This window comes from Pseudomonas berkeleyensis (assembly GCF_014109765.1).
Classification (GTDB): domain Bacteria; phylum Pseudomonadota; class Gammaproteobacteria; order Pseudomonadales; family Pseudomonadaceae; genus Aquipseudomonas; species Aquipseudomonas berkeleyensis.
In genome coordinates, this window is the sequence record NZ_CP059139.1 from 5,377,328 (window position 1) to 5,393,919 (window position 16,592).

Annotated in this window: 11 protein-coding genes; 3 read left to right on the forward strand and 8 right to left on the reverse strand. The window is 62.5% G+C overall.

Going from position 1 to position 16,592, the window contains the following annotated elements:
• Nucleotide 1: 1 nt before the first annotated feature.
• From HS968_RS25095 to HS968_RS25120, 6 genes are all read right to left on the reverse strand, one after another.
• On the reverse strand, nt 2–1,990 hold the full coding sequence (locus HS968_RS25095) for a vWA domain-containing protein (RefSeq protein ID WP_182369200.1): 1,989 nt from the start codon (nt 1,988–1,990) through the stop codon (nt 2–4).
• Nucleotides 1,987–3,012, reverse strand: a complete 1,026-nt coding sequence (locus tag HS968_RS25100) for a flagellar basal body-associated FliL family protein (protein ID WP_182369202.1) — start codon at nt 3,010–3,012, stop codon at nt 1,987–1,989. The genes HS968_RS25095 and HS968_RS25100 overlap by 4 nt, the downstream gene beginning before the upstream one ends.
• Nucleotides 3,013–3,015: 3 nt before the next feature.
• Nucleotides 3,016–5,730 (reverse strand): putative virulence factor, encoded by a 2,715-nt coding sequence (locus HS968_RS25105; RefSeq protein WP_182369204.1) that lies wholly within the window; start codon nt 5,728–5,730, stop codon nt 3,016–3,018.
• Nucleotides 5,727–8,708 (reverse strand): virulence factor SrfB, encoded by a 2,982-nt coding sequence (locus HS968_RS25110; RefSeq protein WP_182369206.1) that lies wholly within the window; start codon nt 8,706–8,708, stop codon nt 5,727–5,729. The genes HS968_RS25105 and HS968_RS25110 overlap by 4 nt, the downstream gene beginning before the upstream one ends.
• A 69-nt stretch (nt 8,709–8,777) precedes the next feature.
• Complete coding sequence (locus HS968_RS25115) at nt 8,778–10,118, reverse strand: SrfA family protein (protein WP_182369208.1); 1,341 nt, start codon at nt 10,116–10,118, stop codon at nt 8,778–8,780.
• A 238-nt stretch (nt 10,119–10,356) separates the two neighbouring features.
• Nucleotides 10,357–10,761 (reverse strand): GFA family protein, encoded by a 405-nt coding sequence (locus HS968_RS25120; RefSeq protein WP_182369210.1) that lies wholly within the window; start codon nt 10,759–10,761, stop codon nt 10,357–10,359.
• 17 nt (nt 10,762–10,778) lie between these two features.
• Here HS968_RS25120 and HS968_RS25125 point away from each other — a divergent pair, with 17 nt between their 5' ends.
• The gene (locus HS968_RS25125; RefSeq protein ID WP_182369211.1) at nt 10,779–11,735 is read left to right on the forward strand and encodes an AEC family transporter; all 957 of its coding nucleotides are present in this window, start codon (nt 10,779–10,781) and stop codon (nt 11,733–11,735) included.
• Nucleotides 11,736–11,755: 20 nt separating this feature from the next.
• Here the strand turns inward: HS968_RS25125 and HS968_RS25130 are convergent, their stop codons facing one another.
• A complete protein-coding gene (locus HS968_RS25130; protein WP_182369213.1) occupies nt 11,756–12,493 on the reverse strand; it encodes a substrate-binding periplasmic protein in 738 nt (245 codons plus the stop codon).
• Between the two features lie 191 nt (nt 12,494–12,684).
• Between HS968_RS25130 and HS968_RS25135 the strand changes: the two genes are divergently transcribed.
• Both HS968_RS25135 and HS968_RS25140 read left to right on the forward strand, forming a co-directional pair.
• On the forward strand, nt 12,685–13,815 hold the full coding sequence (locus HS968_RS25135) for a PilT/PilU family type 4a pilus ATPase (RefSeq protein WP_182369215.1): 1,131 nt from the start codon (nt 12,685–12,687) through the stop codon (nt 13,813–13,815).
• 105 nt (nt 13,816–13,920) lie between these two features.
• Complete coding sequence (locus tag HS968_RS25140) at nt 13,921–15,561, forward strand: Na/Pi cotransporter family protein (protein ID WP_182369217.1); 1,641 nt, start codon at nt 13,921–13,923, stop codon at nt 15,559–15,561.
• A gap of 4 nt (nt 15,562–15,565) precedes the next feature.
• Here the strand turns inward: HS968_RS25140 and HS968_RS25145 are convergent, their stop codons facing one another.
• Nucleotides 15,566–16,522 (reverse strand): TAXI family TRAP transporter solute-binding subunit, encoded by a 957-nt coding sequence (locus HS968_RS25145; protein WP_182369219.1) that lies wholly within the window; start codon nt 16,520–16,522, stop codon nt 15,566–15,568.
• Between the last annotated feature and the right edge of the window lie 70 nt (nt 16,523–16,592).

Consider the following 16,592-nt stretch of genomic DNA (forward strand, 5'->3'; position numbering starts at 1 on the left):
CCTAAGGCAAAGCCTCCAGCGGCACAGGGTAAACGTGCTCGCGTGGGTCACTACCCGGCGCCAGGGATACCCAGCGGTCGGCATCGGCGTTGTAGCGCTGGTAGTACTTGAGCTTGGTGTTAAGGCGCCGAATGAATTTCTCTTGCTCGAGCCCTTCCATGCCTTTCCAGGTTTCCTCGTCGAGACTGAGCACATCGCTGAGATAAGGTAGGCCATCAAGGTATTCAGCCATCAGACCCATGTCGGCGACCTTGATGGTCTTGTCCTTGAGCTGGTTGGGATCCTTGCCCATGGTAGCGGCCACCGAGCGCAGGCGTTCGAACATGTCGCTAGGCGAGATCAGGCCTTCGTTAGCAGCATCGGCGATCTGCTTGACCACATCGCTAAGGTCGCTGAGCTGGCTCTTGGTCATCAGCACACGCACGTCGGTAGTGGGTACGTCCTGACGCACGAAGTCACGGTCACTGATCCAGGCCTGGAACACCGGCGGCGCACTGGCTCCGGTCTTTTCACCGAGGTAGGCCAGACGCATGGCGTGCCCTAGCAGCTCGGCATCCTCGGCCAGGGCGGCATCGCCACCTTTGCCGGATTTTGCCTTGGCGTATTCCGCATCGGCACCCAGCGCGCTACCGGCCGCCATGTCGCCGCGATAGGCCGCCTTGACCTGTGCAGTGATGGCATCACCAAGGCTGTCGACCATTTTGCCGAAGCTCTCGACGTTTCCGGCGTCCACAGGGTAGTACAGCGGCTTATTGAGGAAAGCGTTGGTGGACATATCCGTGTACTGCGCCTCGGCCGAGGCATGGTTCTTCGAACCGCTCGGGGTCTTCAAGTGCAGGCTGTAGATCGCCACACCACGGTACTTGGCCTCCAGGCGCACTTGGTCGGCGTTCAGACCAGTAGACGACAGCTTGCTGTCACCATCGACTGCGCCCGCATCGGTAACCAGTACGATGTAGCGTGCACCGAACTCATTCCACTTGACCTGATCCAGCGCCTGCATCACGCCGGCGTAGGTGTCTTCGTCGTAACTGCTGCTGGACGCAGTTGCCGGTTTGAGCTCGGCGACCTTGGCCAGGAAGTCTTTACCGTCCTTGACTGTACTCGGGTCGACGTACATCTTGCTGACGTATTCAAGCTTGGGCACTTCCTTGGTGCTGGAACGGTAGGCGACTAGACCGAACTTGACCTGATCCAGCAGCTTTTCCTGCTCGACGTGGTCGTAGATACGCTTGACCGCCTCACGGGTACGGTCGATGTATGGCCCCATGGAAATGGTCGAGTCGATGACGAACACCACGGCGGCGCTGAATCCCTTGAGCGTATTGGCATCGGCCTTGGCGTTTTTGTCCGCGCCCTGCTTATCGGCCGACTCCGCCGCACTCACCGAAGCGACGTTGAGCAGGCGCACCTGGAAACCCTTCTCGGTGAAGGTTTCCTCGGCTTCCAGCACCGGCAACAGGTAGAAGTTCTTCGTCAGATCCACTGCATAATCCGGCTCACGGGCAACCACCGCCGGATCACGGCCCTTGGCCTTCATGTTGGCCAGGATCGGCTTGAGCAGCGGCGCAGGGTCATCCTTGGCAAAGAGCTTTTCGAGGCTGTCCTTGTTGCGGAAGAACAGCAGCGGATCGCGACCGGCTGGGTTGGTCAGAGCCAGGGTCATCTGCATCTTCCAAGGAACGGCGCAGTCGCCCTTGATCCAGCCTACGGTCTTGCCATAGCTGTCGGGGCCAACCTTCAGCCACTCGGCGTTGCCTGCCTGCTCACGCTGATACACGTAGAATCGGGTGAACGCTGGCTGCGCCTTGCCGCCACTAGCGCCAGCGCTATCGCCAAGCTGGCAGGTCGGGGTGGTCAGCACGCGTTGGTAGAGGGTCTTCTTGCCTTCCTGCAGCAGCGGTTTGTCTGCAGCCATCAGTGGCGCTGCCGCGATCAGCAGTAGGCCTGCAAACAACAGTTTGACGCCCGGGGCGGTGCGCATGGTCATTTCTTCAGCTCCTCCAGCCGCTGGCTGGCGTCCTGATTGTCCGGGTCGTTGTTCACAGCAATCTCGTACCAATACATGGCGGTTTCAGCGTCAGCCGCCTCGATGCAACCACCACTGGAGTAATGCGCCGGGTCGTACTCGCGGGCATAGGCATAGGCAATCGCGGCATCACCCGACTGCGCCTTGTGCGCATACAGACGCTGCACCACCCCACAGCGCTTGGCATCCTTGGCAACGGCGATCACCTCCAGCACCTGTTCGCTGGACGGATTGGACTTCAGGCAGGCCTGGATGAAAGATAAATCCTCCCTGGCATCAGACAGCGCTTGCGAACTGCACGCGGCCATCGCCCCTACCACTGGAGCCGGCGTGTCGCTTGGCGTGATATCGGTCGACGGCGCGCGCAGCAGGAACCACCAGGCCGCAACCGCCAAGGCCAGGATGAACAGTACGGTGATCAGGATTAGCGGCAGCTTGCTGCCTTTCTTTGCCACCGGGGTCTGAGGTGGTGGAGCAGGCGGCGCTTCGACAACCAAGGGCTCAGGCACGGATGCTGACATCACCTCGGGCTCAGGCGCAGGCGGCTCGGGCAATACTTCTGGCACAACCGGTACGATTTCTGGCTCGGGCTCGGCCTTGCGCTCGACCTTCTTTTCGTCATACGTCGAGTTGCCCGCGGCCTTGGAGGACAGAATGGTGCCAAGGATGCGCAGCACACCCTTGTCGCTGCCGTCCTCGTTACGCAATTGCAGCATGTAGGCCATTTGGGGATCGAGCATCAACGGATCGATCAGCCAGGGGCCGACCTCGCCACTGAGTTTTTCATCGACCAGATTCAAGCCATCGAGCGCATGCCAGGACGGGCTGGTATCCCATTCGCCGTTTTCACCGAGGTAGCGGCCATCCTGATTGCGCTGCACGGTCAGCTCGAGGGCGTCGCTGCCCTCCTGCCAACCATGTACGGTCAGCTCTCCATGACCAGGTTGGCCGCTGTGCGCTGCCTTCAGTTCGATTCTCAACATGACTTATTCCGTCCGATCCGCATGCAGGGTGGCGAGCACCTTGCCCAGCGTCTCGTTCTGCTCCGGTGTGATTTCTCGGCCGGCACTGTGACCGGCATTGTCTTCAGCGATCTTGGCCAGCGCCACCAGCCAGTCGCCCACATAGTTGCGCGTGTGCTCCAGGGGTTGCGCCGGCAGTTGCGGCAGCTTGCCCGGGACGATAACCGGTGGCGCCTGGAACAGCTTGGCGCCACGCTCAATGCGGCTGTCAGGACGCTGCTCCTGCGGTGACTCGATGAACCCTAGCCAACCGATGAAATCGCCCAGCACGGTTTTCGCGGTGAGCACCTGGCGTCCGGCCAGCTGCTCGCGTTTGGTGCCAATCTGCTCGGTACTGACGATGGCCTGCAGCAGACGTTTTTGCAGGTCGAGGCGACTGGCGCCGGTGATGAGCTCATCAACCAGAGCCTCGACCGCGGGCTTGGAGAAACCCAGATAGGTCATCAGACGCATGTCCTCAGGCAGATGGCGCAGGTGGCTGATCCACTCACGCAGCACGGCCTGGGCGAAACGTGCATCGCTACCGCTGGAGCGCGGCGGTAAGTCATTGCTCGACGAGCGAGGTGCCGACTCGCTGTCACCGAACAGATCAAAACCATCGTCGTGACCCAGGTCATCACCCAGGTTGAGCGCCCCCCCACTCACAACACCGCTGCTTCCACTATCGCTCACCAGAGCAGTAGGCTCTTCGTCATCGGCGCGCAGGTACAGACCCCGAACCAGATCGTCAGGCAATTGCATTCTCTGCAACAGTTCACCCAGCAGAATGCGCCGCGGCCAGACCGCGTCGAAGATCTGTTTGGCGATCTTGCGCTTCTTCTCCAGCTCGCCAGCGCCTTCTGCCTGATACCAGTGGCCAAGCCGGTTTTCCAGCAGATGCAGTACATCATCGAGCTGTTCACGAATACGCCCCAGCTTGACCTCGCGCAGCGCCACGCCACGCAGGTACTGGCTAATACGGCCCATGCCGCCATCGTTCAGCTCCAGCATCGCGTCCCAGGCCTGCAGCGGCTGGTTGACGTGGCGCTGTACAGTTTCGTCTTCGACGAAGGTGCTGCGCATCAGCCCCAGTGAATCCTGGGCGGCGGCGTTGATACCAATCTCTTCACCAGCCTGCACATCGAGGAAAGTCACCTTCATGCGCGGTTTGCGCACCAGGAAGGTGTTATCGAAGGGCTGACCGGCCGTCCACTCCTGCAGCCAGGTGTACTGACCGAAGCGTTCGAGCATGGTCATCTTCATCATACCGCCGCTACCCCAACCGAGACGCAGCAGGTCTTCGCCCTTGTCCAAGTCACTGCCAATGCGCATGTCGAACATGGTGATGGCCCACAGTAGCCCCGGCTTACGCAGAGCACGCTCTTCAGGCTTGGCGCCCTGAGTCTTGTCGATCCAGCGGGTCAGTACCGGACCGACAGCGGTGACGTCGGACTGCTTGTTCGATGGCGTACAGACGATCAGCACGTTCATTTCCTGGCTGTCGGTGTAGCGCTCGAACAAATAGGCAACCTTGCCGCGCAGGATCAGCTGCGCCACCGGGCTGGCTTCGTCACTGCTTACCGCACGACGCACGTCGTCCAGCGACTCGACCGACAAGCGGCCGCGATAGCCGGGAAAATCGAGCAGGTCGACCTGCTCGAACAGCGGCTCGCTAGTAGGCTCAACCAACGGGAACACCAACTCGACGGTGAGTGCCGCCAGTTGCGCCAGGGACAGCTCGACCGACGCACGCAGCTCGCCGTCGATGAACGGGCGCACGCCGATGCGCTTGTCGCTGTCCTTACCCAGGCGCTCGAGCATGTCGACGTTCATGATGCTGTCAGCCTGCGACAGGCCCTTGTCGGTCTGCCGTACCAGGGCATCGAGCGGAGCGAATACGCGATCGGCGTTACCCAGGCTGCCCAGGGTTCTGGCGAAGCTCTGGTAGGCCTCGCTCAACTCGTTGATCTCACCCCAGAAGATCGAGAACAGCCGGGTACGATCCTCCACCGCCAGCCAGGGCGCCAGCTCCACTGCCACTGGCCAGTAGTACCCGGCCAGACCGCTCAGCGACGCCGGGAAACTGCCTTGCAGGTAGTCCCACAGGGCCACCACGTCGTCCTCACTGACCCCGGGCACCGGCTTGAGCTGGCGGCGCTTGCCGAGTTCCTTGAGCAGTTGGCGGATGGCCGCTTCGTCGAAGCGGTACGACACCTTCTCGGTGTTGAAGTCGTTGAAGAAGGAATTGGCCAACACCTTGGCCACTTCCACCTCGCCGAACAACTTCAGCTCCAGCGGGAAATCGTCCGGCCCGGCGCGCGCAGTGCGGCTGAAACGGGTGACCAGGCCGGTGGCCTCTTTACCACCACCCGGTGGGTTGACGTGAGTCAGGAAGTCCAGGCGGCTGCCCCCGAAATCGGTCTCCAGCTTGCCGTTGGTACCGGCGGCCAAGGTCGAGATCAGGTACGACTTGCCGGCCTGGGACAGACCGAAGAACCCCACGGTCATCGGCAGGCCGGAAACACCACCCAGGCGTCGGGCGGTATTGCGCACGCGACGCAGGCTGAGGATCAGGTCGTCCGCTTCGTTATCCAGGCGTGGTGCACTGCGGCGCACATCGCCAATCCAGCGGATCGCCTCGCCGGCACCGGTATGAATGGCGGCCCAGTGTCGAGTCAGTTGCTCAGGCGAGTTACTCATTTGCGAAACACGCTCCCGCTGTCGAGCCAATATTGGGATTCACCCAGCCCGGCGTCGGACAGGGTGTTGAGGCGCAGGCGAATGTGCGAGCGGCTGACCGAACCACTGTTGGACTCGGCGCCAAGAAATTCGAAGCTCTCGCTGCCTTCGACTGGATTGCGCGAAGGCTTGATGCCCAGACGCACCTTGAGCACCAGGCCCTGGGAAGCGACCTGCTCGCGCAGCTTCTGGTTCTCGATGCTGAGGATGTACAGCGGCGCTGCCGACCAGCGTTCGTTGGCCAGTTGGCGGAAGCCCAGGCGCATGGTGCCGCGCATATCGAAGGTCAACTCGGGCAGCTCGTACTCGGGGTCGTCGAGATCGATATCGCGGAAGTAGACGTTGCCGTCCTTGATCACGTTGTTATTGTCGATCAAACCGAGGAACTTCAACGTCGAGTAGGGTTTGAACGCCGCCGAACGGAAGAAGAAGTTGGGCAGCCGCAGACTGCGGCTGAGTAAACAGAGCATGGCGCCGACTGCGGCCGTGGTCTTCGGATCCTCGATACGGTCGAGCTTATTGAACGGGTACCAGCCACCGGTGCGGTACTGGTTGAGCGGCAAGATGCGTCCCGGCGGCAACGGCAGCAGCTTGCGAAACAGCGCCTGCACACCAGGCAGACGCGACGGACGCCCAGTGAGCAGGAGCACATCGCAGGGGTAGCTGTGGACAACTTCGCACAGCGCCTGAATGGTCTTGCCGATGTTCATGCGATCGCCGATGAACGCCTCGTGAATGCGCCGCAGACTGACGTTAAGCGTTGTCGCCAGCAGGTCGAATGGCTCGCTGCCGTTACCCAGTTGGCGGCGTACGGCGCTGCTGAAATAGTCGAGCACATCGTCGGTGGGACGCTCGTCGCCAAGCAGTTCGCCGAAAGTGCCACTGACCAGGGTGCCGGCATCCAGCGGGTCATATTGTTCGTAGGCCTTGAGCAAGCGCAAACCGATAGGGCTGAACAGTTGCAGAGTCAGCTGCTGGCGCAGCACGGCGTCCTGCACGGCCAGGGGCTCGCTACCGATCAGCTTGGACAGCATCGCATCAGGGTTGTCGACACCCGCAGCGCGCAGCGCCGAACCCAATGCCGGCAGGACGAACTGGCGGATCACATCGAGCAGGATGTCGTCACCGGCGACCTTGAAGCCATCGCGAAAACGCTGCGACGGGGTGATATAGACGTTGCTGCCCACGCCATCATCGAGCCGATATTCGGTGATCACCAGATCGGAGGTACCACCCCCGATATCGATCGAGGCGATAGTCAGACGATCCTTGTGCGGCTGATCCGGGCGCGCCATGGTGGCAAAGAACTCCTCCGGACGACCGGCGAAGTTGTTCTGCGTTTCGTTGAACAGGTAGACAACCTGGCCGCAGGTGGCCTCGTCCCACTGCACATGCACTTCCGGCAGGAAGGGCCAAGCGGTCTCGCGGCTCTTGGCGTCCTTGATGTTGATCGGATCGTCCTCCGGGTGCCAGCCAAGGCTCTTCCACACCAGGCCGATGGCCTGCTCCATGCACTTGGCGAAGATTTCGCGCTCGGGCTTGGGCATCGACGGCGGCACGGTGAGGATGATCGAGCGCAAGTGGCGCGGCACGCGCGAATGGCTCATGCGCAGACGCTGCGACGGGCTGTTTATCTGCATCAATGCCTGGCCGAGCACTTCACAGAGCATGAAGGTCATTAACGAGCTGCGCGAATAGTGCGGGTGGAACACCGGCATCCGTTCGTCGAAGGGCAGGCTGTAGAGCGCCTGACCTTTCTCGTTGATCAACCCGGCGACTGGCGCAGCAGTGGCGTGCGGCTCGCTTTCGGATTTGACGTAGGCACAGTTGAAGCGCCAGCCCGGCTCGTAGTTGTCCTCGTCCCACAGGTAACGCTTCGGGCTAGACAGGCCGGTCGAGCCTTCGGTGCCACGCCGGCGACTCGCCAGACGTCCGGCCTCGCGACCAATGCGGGCGATGGTCGGCCACTGGAAGGCCTCGCGACGGCCACTTTGCACCGAAAAGTGATCCTTGCCGAATACCGCCTGAGCGAACTCGATACGGCTTTCGAAGGGTTCCGGATAAACGTGCTCGGGCTGGGTCAGGTCGCGCAATTCCAGCTCGTAGCGCTTGCTCAGGCCATCGTTCTCCTGCGGGTGATCCTCGATCAGGATGCCGCAGGTACGCGAGTTGCCGACATCGAGCACCATGTCCACCGGAATCGCCTTGTGCAGGTCGCTGTCGCGGTTGGACACCACCTTGAGCTCCGGCACCGGCAACGCCGTACCGAGCAGGTGCAGCAGGTTGAGGTAGTGCGCCTGGTGATAGAGAGCCTGACACTCGTGCTCGATGTCATCGAGCTGCATGCGTATCGGCGGCAGTTGCGCCTGCTCGGTGAACACTTCGCGTAGCCAGCCATCGACCCAGGCCAGGTCGAGGAACCAGCCCATCTCGTCGGCCTGATGTGCCAGAGCAAATGCAGCGCCAGCTCGCACATCGTCACTGGTCGGTGCCAGATAGGCGGTATCGCTGCGACTGGCGAATACCTTGGTATCGAAGGCCAGGGTCACCCGATGAGTATGACCATCTGGGTCCTCACCCTCTTTGAGCTCGATGATGCGCATACGCGCCCAGTTCGACGGGCCATCGTCGAAACGCCGAGGCGGGCTGAAGCGAAAGAATGGCAAGGGTAGCCAGAGCCCCTTGAGCAGACGCACCGACTGATCGACCGCTACACTGTAGAGCGGACTCACAGGACTGCCCGGGGCTGCCGGGTGGAAAAAGCTGTTGCTGCGTTCATCGAACATCAGCCGCGCCAACGGGCCATCGTTGCGCTGGCGCACGAACTCGCCTGGGAGTTCGCGACGCAGTTCAAGGGTCACAGCGAAATCCAGGAACTGGACACCGCTGCCCATGATCAGGGTGATCTTATCTTCGTAGTCGGTCTTTTCTGGAAACATGATGCGTTTTTCCGCCCTGTTCTCGGGTCGTGGCAGGCCGTTGGAACTGCCTGGAATTTCAAGGGCCTGTTACTGGACGCCCTGCCTCATGGACATGGGGAATTGCTTGTTCTCATAACTGCCCGTGCAGTCAGCGGCGCTACGGCTATCCGGGCTGCACACGACTTCCGGCAGCTTGTAGCTACTGCCATCGTTGCAGGCAGCCTGCCCCTGGTTGTTGATCGCCAGCTTGCCGCCCTGCATCGCAGCATTCACCGCACCCGAGCATTCGACACCATCACCACGTCGTACCTTGACCTGCCCCTTGCCATTCTTGAAGTCATAGTCGAGCTGCATGGGCTTGCCGGTCTGCGCGTCCTGAATACCGGCACCCGCTTTCCAGTTACCGTTGAGGAACTCAGTGGAGCCGGTTTCCAGTGCCTGCGGGGGAATACTCAGGTCTTGTGGTACGTCCCGACCCGGCGGTTGCTTGCGAGGTTTCTGCTGCTCCTGGGGTGGCTCGGCAGATGGCTCCTCCGCGGCGGCATCCTCAGGCACGGGCGGCGGCGGTTCTTCGCCCGAAGCCCCAGGCTCGTCGGGTACAGCAGCGCCCTCCTCCTGCTCAGCAGCGGGAGACTCTTGTCCGTCCGGCAGTTGACCATCGATAGCAGCACCCGATCCGACACCATCGACCGTACCACCACGACCGAACACGCCGATATCACGCTCATGCACCGGCAATCCCGGTAGCTCGATGCGATCGAGGCCGAGTGGCAACTCGACTGTTGGCGCACAGGCGCGTAGCAAGAACAACAGCAACAGTAGGAGCAATGGCAGGAGCAACAGCCACAGCCAGCGCCACCAACGCGACTTCTTCACTACCTCAACAGGCACGGCGGCGGCCAGCGGAGGCGGCGCGAGCGGTACTACTGGCGCAGCGCTGGGCACAGGCGGACGCAGGCACAACAGCGGGTCGTGATCATAGGTTCCCGCGTGATCGGTGAACCCCCAGAAGGTGATGACGGGCTTGCCATCGACCAGGTAGACATGGTCGCTGTCGGGAAAGTGAACGGTTTTTTCCAGCAGGCGACCGAATATCTGCTTTTCCCGGTTCTGCGCGTCAGCACGCATGCTTTCGCTGGTAGCGCCCAATTTGGCGTGCATCACCTCGAGCTGAGCATAGGCACCCGCGCGCTCTTCAACCGTGGCCGCCGACCAAGGGATCACGTCGCCCTCCGCAGGCGCGTACCAATCGATACGGTCACCGGTTTCGTTGGGCTGCGGAATGGCAAGGCAACTGGAAGCTTCGCGCCCCATCTTCAGGCGAATGGCCTCGCGCAGTTGCAGCGCGGCGCTGTAGACCGGTTGACCATCGACACCCAGCGCCTTGAATTCCTGAAGGTTACCCGTGCGGAGCAATGCGCCTGGCATGTGCGGTCATCCTTTCCCTGGCCATCTGAAAGATAGAAATTACGGCACAATCACTCCAAATGACTTTGGAAGATCGCGTTAGTCAGCAAGGCTAAAAAGCCTTTTGTATTCAAACGTTAGCTGCACTTAATTTTTCGAAATGTGACATAGACATCGCTTCATGGGAATGCTTTTCGGCGCAAAAATCAATCTGCGGCTGATTCTGAATCGCTCAGCTTAAGCGTCTACATTGAGCGGCCTAATCTATCTCTTCTTGCCACTCTTCCGGCAATTGCGGATCGACCGTCAGCCACGACAGCCGGCTGCCAACCCAGATATGCCGATCCGCCGGCGCCTGCTCGGGCTCGTCCAGCGTGGCGACGGTAACGTCCAGCGTGTCGGGGCTGAGGTCGGTAAAGAGCGCCAGGTGCGCGCCGCAGTCGCCGCAGAAATAGCGCGTGCAGCTGGCCGAAGAAGCGAAGGCACGAGGCGTGCCGCGCAACCACTGAAACGCCTGGCGCGAGACGGTGACCCAGGTGGTGAGAATACCTCCGCCGCTACGTCGACAGATCGAACAATGGCAATGGGCGATGTCCTGCAGCGGTGCCTCGATGCGGTAACGCAGGCTGCCGCACTGGCAACCGCCTTCATGTCTCTCGCTCATGCCGTCTCCGTCTTGCAATGCGGCGGTGCGCTGACCAAGATAGGCGCTCACCGCTACCGGGGGCTCCCGTGATCGACCTGTTGCTGGCCCTGTGGCCGCTGTTCGCCATGATAGTCGCCGGCTACTGGCTGCGTTTGCGAGCGTTTCCCAGCGAGGCCTTCTGGCCAGGCGCCGAGCGCCTCAACTACTTCATCCTGTTTCCCGCCCTGTTGTTCTCCAGCCTGGCCAAAGCGCCGCTGAACAACCCGGCACTGCCGCGCTTGGCTCTGGCCGTGTTGCTCGGCCTGGGCATCGCCTGGCTGGCCCTGCTGCTGGTGCGACGGCTACGCGGCTGGCCCGCCGGACGCTTCGGCGCCTTCACCCAGGGCATTCTGCGCTTCAATACCTACCTCGGCCTGGCGGCAGTGGGCAGCCTGTTCGGCCAGGAAGGCCTGACCCTGGCGGCCATCATGCTGGCGCTGATGGTGCCGACGGTTAACGTGCTCTCGGTATGGTCGTTGACTGCCGAGCGTGGCGTCAGCGCCCGCAGCCTGCTGCTGCCGATCCTGAAGAATCCGTTGATACTCGCCTGCGCCGGCGGCGCGCTGTTCAACCTCACCGGTATCGGCTTGCCGGGCGGTACGGATCGCCTGCTCAGCCTGCTCGCGGCCGCCAGTCTGCCGCTGGGCCTGCTCTGCGTCGGCGCGGCACTCAAGCCCGAACAGCTGGGCGGGGAAGTTCCAGCATTGGGCTGGAGCAGCGCGCTGCGTCTGTTGGCCATGCCACTGCTGGCCTGGGCCGTGGCCTGGGGCCTGAACCTGCCCGCGATGGAAAGCGCCGTGCTGGTGCTGTTCTTCGCCCTGCCCACCGCACCGACCGCCTACGTCCTGACCCGTCAGCTGGGCGGTGACAGCCAGTTGATGGCCGGCATCATCACCCTGCAGACGCTGCTGGCGGCTGGCAGCCTGGTGGCAATCATGACGCTGCTGGCCTGAGCGGCGATATCGGCTTAGCGCTACTCCACGTAACTCTCGATCAGGCGCTGATACTCCCCCCGCGCCTTGAGCGCGGCCAGACCACGGTCGAAGCGTTCGATCAACTCGGCCGCGCGCGGATGCTGCCGAGACACGATGAAGTGCAGCGTGTTGCTACGAAACGCCGAGGTCGATCGGTGAAACTGATTCGCGGCGGCCCCCGTGCTGCGCAGAGCGCTTTCGCCAAGATTGCGATCCGAGATGAAGAGGTCGTCACGCTGCAGCAGCAACAGGCGCGCGCACTCCTTCAGCCCCAGCGGTGAGTGTCGCCGCAATACCCCTTGCTCGATCAACGCCTGAACCTCCAACGGAGGCTGCCAACCCAGCGGGTAGCACAGGTGCTTGCCATGCAGATGAGGCAGTTCGTCGAGCTCGACACGATCGCCAGCACGGCTGAACACATGCTGCTCGGCAACGTACAGCGGCGCCGAATAGAGAAACTCCGCTTCGCGCTCTGCGGAGCGTACATAGGGGAAGGTCGCGTCGTACTCCCCACGCTGCGCCTTCAGATAGCCGCGATTCCAGGGCAACCAGTCGAGCGTGATCACCACACCCTGATCGGCCAGCGCCGCCCTCACCACCTGGGTCAACATGCCCTGGCCTGGCAGGGCTTTGCCGGTGAACGGTGCGTAATCGTCGCCTGTCGCCAGGTGCAAGCTCTCCGCCCGCACTGCGGTGCTGATCAGCAGGCTCAACAGAGCCGCCAGCCAATATCCCACCCTGCTCCTCCAGCCTCTGGACACTCGCCTGCCTGAGTGCACCGATGATTGACTCTTGTCCGCGATACCAAGGCTGTTCAGCCTGATTCGCCTATAGGGCGACAATCCGCCCCGGTTTCTTGATGCAAAACAATCGAACGGCTCAGACGCCCGCTATCCTTGCCGCAACACGAACACGCAACGGCCTACCGATGAACGATACGCACAACCCGGATCAGCCCGACGTATTCCCCTACCTGCAACTGATGCACCAGCATGGGGGCTCCGACCTGTTCTTCAGTGTCGGCGCACCACCGCACATGAAAGTCGAAGGGCATAGCCAGCCGGTCGGACAGCGTGTACTCAAGGCCGGTGAGGTGCAACAACTGGCTTATCAGTTGATGACCCAGAAGCAGGTCGCCGAGTTCGAACGCGATCTGGAGATGAACCTGGCGGTAAGCCTGCAGAATGCTGGACGCTATCGGGTCAACGTCTACTACCAGCGTGGCGAAGTCGCCATGGTGGTGCGCCTGATCAAGAGCCAGATCCCCAGCTTCGAGGCACTCGGCCTGCCAGTGATGCTGGAAAAGCTGGCCATGCAGGATCGCGGTCTGATCCTGGTCACCGGGGCCGCTGGCTCGGGCAAGTCCACCACCCTGGCGGCGATGCTGGATTTTCGTAACCGCCACAAGAGCGGGCATATCGTCTGCATCGAAGACCCCATCGAATTCCTGCACAGCCACCAGCGCTCGATCATCGACCAGCGCGAGGTGGGCCTCGATACCCACAGTTTCGACGACGCCCTGCGCAATGTGCTGCGTGAGGCGCCAGACGTGATCATGCTCGGCGAGATTCGTGACGCCGCCACCATGCAGCATGCCCTGCACTACGCCGAAACGGGCCACCTGTGCGTGGCTACGCTGCACGCCACCAGCAGCAGCCATGCCATCGAGCGCATCGCGCGCTTCTTCCCGGACGAGGCGCGCAAGCAGGTGCTGGCCGATGTGGCGCACAACCTGCTGGCGGTGATCGGTCAACGCCTGGTGCCCGGTATCGCGCAAAAGCGCGTGGTAGCGGTGGAGCTGATGCTGGGCACGCCCTATATCCGCGACCTGATCCAGCGCGACGAGCTGGACGAGTTGCGCGAGGCCATTGCGCGGGCCGCCGAACAGGGCCTGCAGACCTTCGACCAGCACCTGTTCGCCCTGCTCGAAGCCGGCCGCATCAGCCTGGCCGAGGCCCTGAAATTCGCGGACTCGCGCACCGACCTCAGCCTAAAATTCAAGCTCGAACGAGGCTTCTCTGCCGACGATGCCGAGCTCAAGGTACTGCGCGACGGCTGAACGGATTTCCCCTCGTCACTGGCGCATCGGCGATTTTCGACCGATGCTCAGTAAAGGCCGGATCGCTCGACGCTCCAACCGGCCGGCTTCGGGGGGAGCCGCCTTATGCTGACCCTGCTCAATCTTCTATCTGCCATCGCCCTGCTGGTCTGGGGCACCCAAATCGTCCGCACCGGCATCCTGCGCGTGTTCGGCTCGCAGCTGCGCACGGTGCTCAGTCATAACATCAGCCGCCGACCACTGGCCTTCGTCGCCGGCATCGGCGTCACTGCGCTGGTACAGAGCAGCAACGCCACCGCGCTGCTGGTCACCTCCTTCGTCGCCCAGGGTCTGATGGCTTTGGCACCGGGCCTGGCGATCATGCTCGGCGCCGATGTCGGGACAGCGCTGATGGCCCGGGTGCTGACCCTCGATCTGAGCTGGCTCAGCCCGCTGCTGATCTTCATCGGGGTGATTTTCTTTCTCTCACGTCGGCAAACCCGCGCCGGCCAACTCGGCCGTGTCGCCATCGGTCTGGGCCTGATGCTGCTGGCGCTGGAACTGATCGTCGCCGCCGCCACGCCGATCACCGAGGCGCGCGGCATCCGCGTGCTGTTCGCCTCGCTCACCGGTGACCTGATGCTCGATGCGCTGGTCGGCGCACTGTTCGCCCTGCTCACCTACTCCAGCCTGGCCGCCGTGCTGCTCACCGCAACCCTGGCCGGCGCCGGGCTGATCAGCCTGCCGGTGGCCATCGGCCTGGTGATCGGCGCCAACATCGGCAGTGGCCTGCTGGCCTTTCTCACCAGCAGCCTGCAGAACCCGGCTGGACGCCGCGTGGCACTCGGCAGCCTGCTGTACAAGCTGATCGGCCTGCTGCTGGTGCTGCCGGTGTTGCAACCACTGGCCACCTGGCTGGACGGCCTGAACTGGCGTCCAGCGGAGCTGGTGATCTTCTTCCACCTGCTCTACAACAGCCTGCGCGCACTGCTGATGCTGCCTACGGTCGGCTTGATGGCGCGCTTCTGCAATTGGCTGCTGCCTGATCGCAGCGAAGACATCGACAGCGCCAACCCCCGCCATCTGGATCCGACCGCGCTGTCCACACCCAGCCTGGCGTTGGCCAATGCCGTGCGTGAAACCCTGCGCATCGGCGACCAGGTGGACACCATGCTCAACCACCTTCTGCCGGTGCTGGCGACCAACCAGCCGGCGCTGAGCAAGGAAATGCGCCGCCTCGATGACGAAGTCGGCAGCCTGTGCCGGGCCGTGAAGCTGTACCTGGCGCAGATCCCGCGCGAGGCACTGAGTGAGCTGGAGCGCCAGCGCTGGGCGGAAATTCTCGAGCTGGCAGTCAACCTGGAGCAGGCTGGCGACCTGATCCAGCGCATGCTGAACAAGCTGCAGAACGAGAAAACCGCACAACGGCGCGCCTTCTCCGAGAAGGGGCTGGAAGAGCTCACCACCCTGCATGCACAACTGATAGCCAACCTGCGCCTGGGGCTGAGCGTGTTTCTCAGCGCGGATCGTGCCAGCGCCAGCCAACTGCTACGGGAGAAACGCCGCTTCCGTGCGCAGGAGCGGCGCCTGGCACACGCGCACATCGGTCGCCTGCAGCGGCAGGTGGTGCAGAGCATCGAGACCAGCTCGCTGCATCTGGATCTGATCGCCGACATGAAGCGCCTCAACTCGCTGTTCTGCGCCAGCGCCTATGTGGTGCTGGCCGACGGCGAAACCGGTGCGCTGCAACTCGAAGGCGGCGAATAGCGCACTACAGCCAGCCCCGCTCGCGGTAGTAGCGCTCGGCGCCTTCATGCAGCGGCGCCGTCAGACCCGTGCTGATCATTTCACTGGCCTGCAGCTCGGCAAGGGCTGGATGCAACTCGCGCAGCCGCTCAAGGTTATCGAACACCGCCTTGACCAGTTCGTACACCACCTGCGGGTCGGTATTCGTCGATGTCGCCAGCACCGCTCTTGCTCCAATCGACGGCGTTGCCTGTGGGTTGCCCTTGTACAAACCCGCGGGAATCTCCGCGCGGCTGTAATACGTCCTTTCGACCAGCAGACGCTCGATAGCTTCGCCGGTAACCGGCACCAGAACCGCATCCACCGTATCGGTAGCCTCCTCGACCGCACCGTTGGGGTGGCCGACGAAGTAGGTCATGGCATCGATGTTGTCCTCACCCAGTGCGCTGGCCTGTTCGGCCGCCTTGAGTTCACTGGCGAGGGCGAACGTGGAGCGATCCCAGCCCTTGGCGACCATGATCTCCTCCAACGTATCGCGTTGGCCCGAGCCGGAGTTGCCGATATTGATGCGCTTGCCCTGAAGGTCGTCCAGGCCCTGGATCCCGGCATCACGCCGGGCCAGCACGGTGAACACTTCGCGCTGCAGCGAGAACAGCGCGCGAATGTCGCTCATCGCCACCTCACCGTGGAACGGGCCGATGCCTTCGCGGGCCTTGAACAGGTGATCGGCCTGCATGACGCCGAAGTCGAACTCACCATTGCGCATGCCGTGTACGTTGGCGATGCCACCACCACTGGCCGTGGCGTTGCAGCGAATGCCGTGCTCGCTAGAGCGCTGGTTGAGGAAGGCGCAGATGGACTGGCCTGTGGCGAAGTAAACGCCGGTCTGGCCTCCGGTACCGATGGTGACGAAGGTTTCCTCGGCCTCGACGACGCCGGCCAGCATCAGCGCCGCCAGCCATGCCATGGCTCTGCCTCTCATGTGCACATCTCCTTTTCCAAATTGCGCTGAAGCCCGGCGCGCAGCACAACAGCCTAAACGCTCAGCGCCA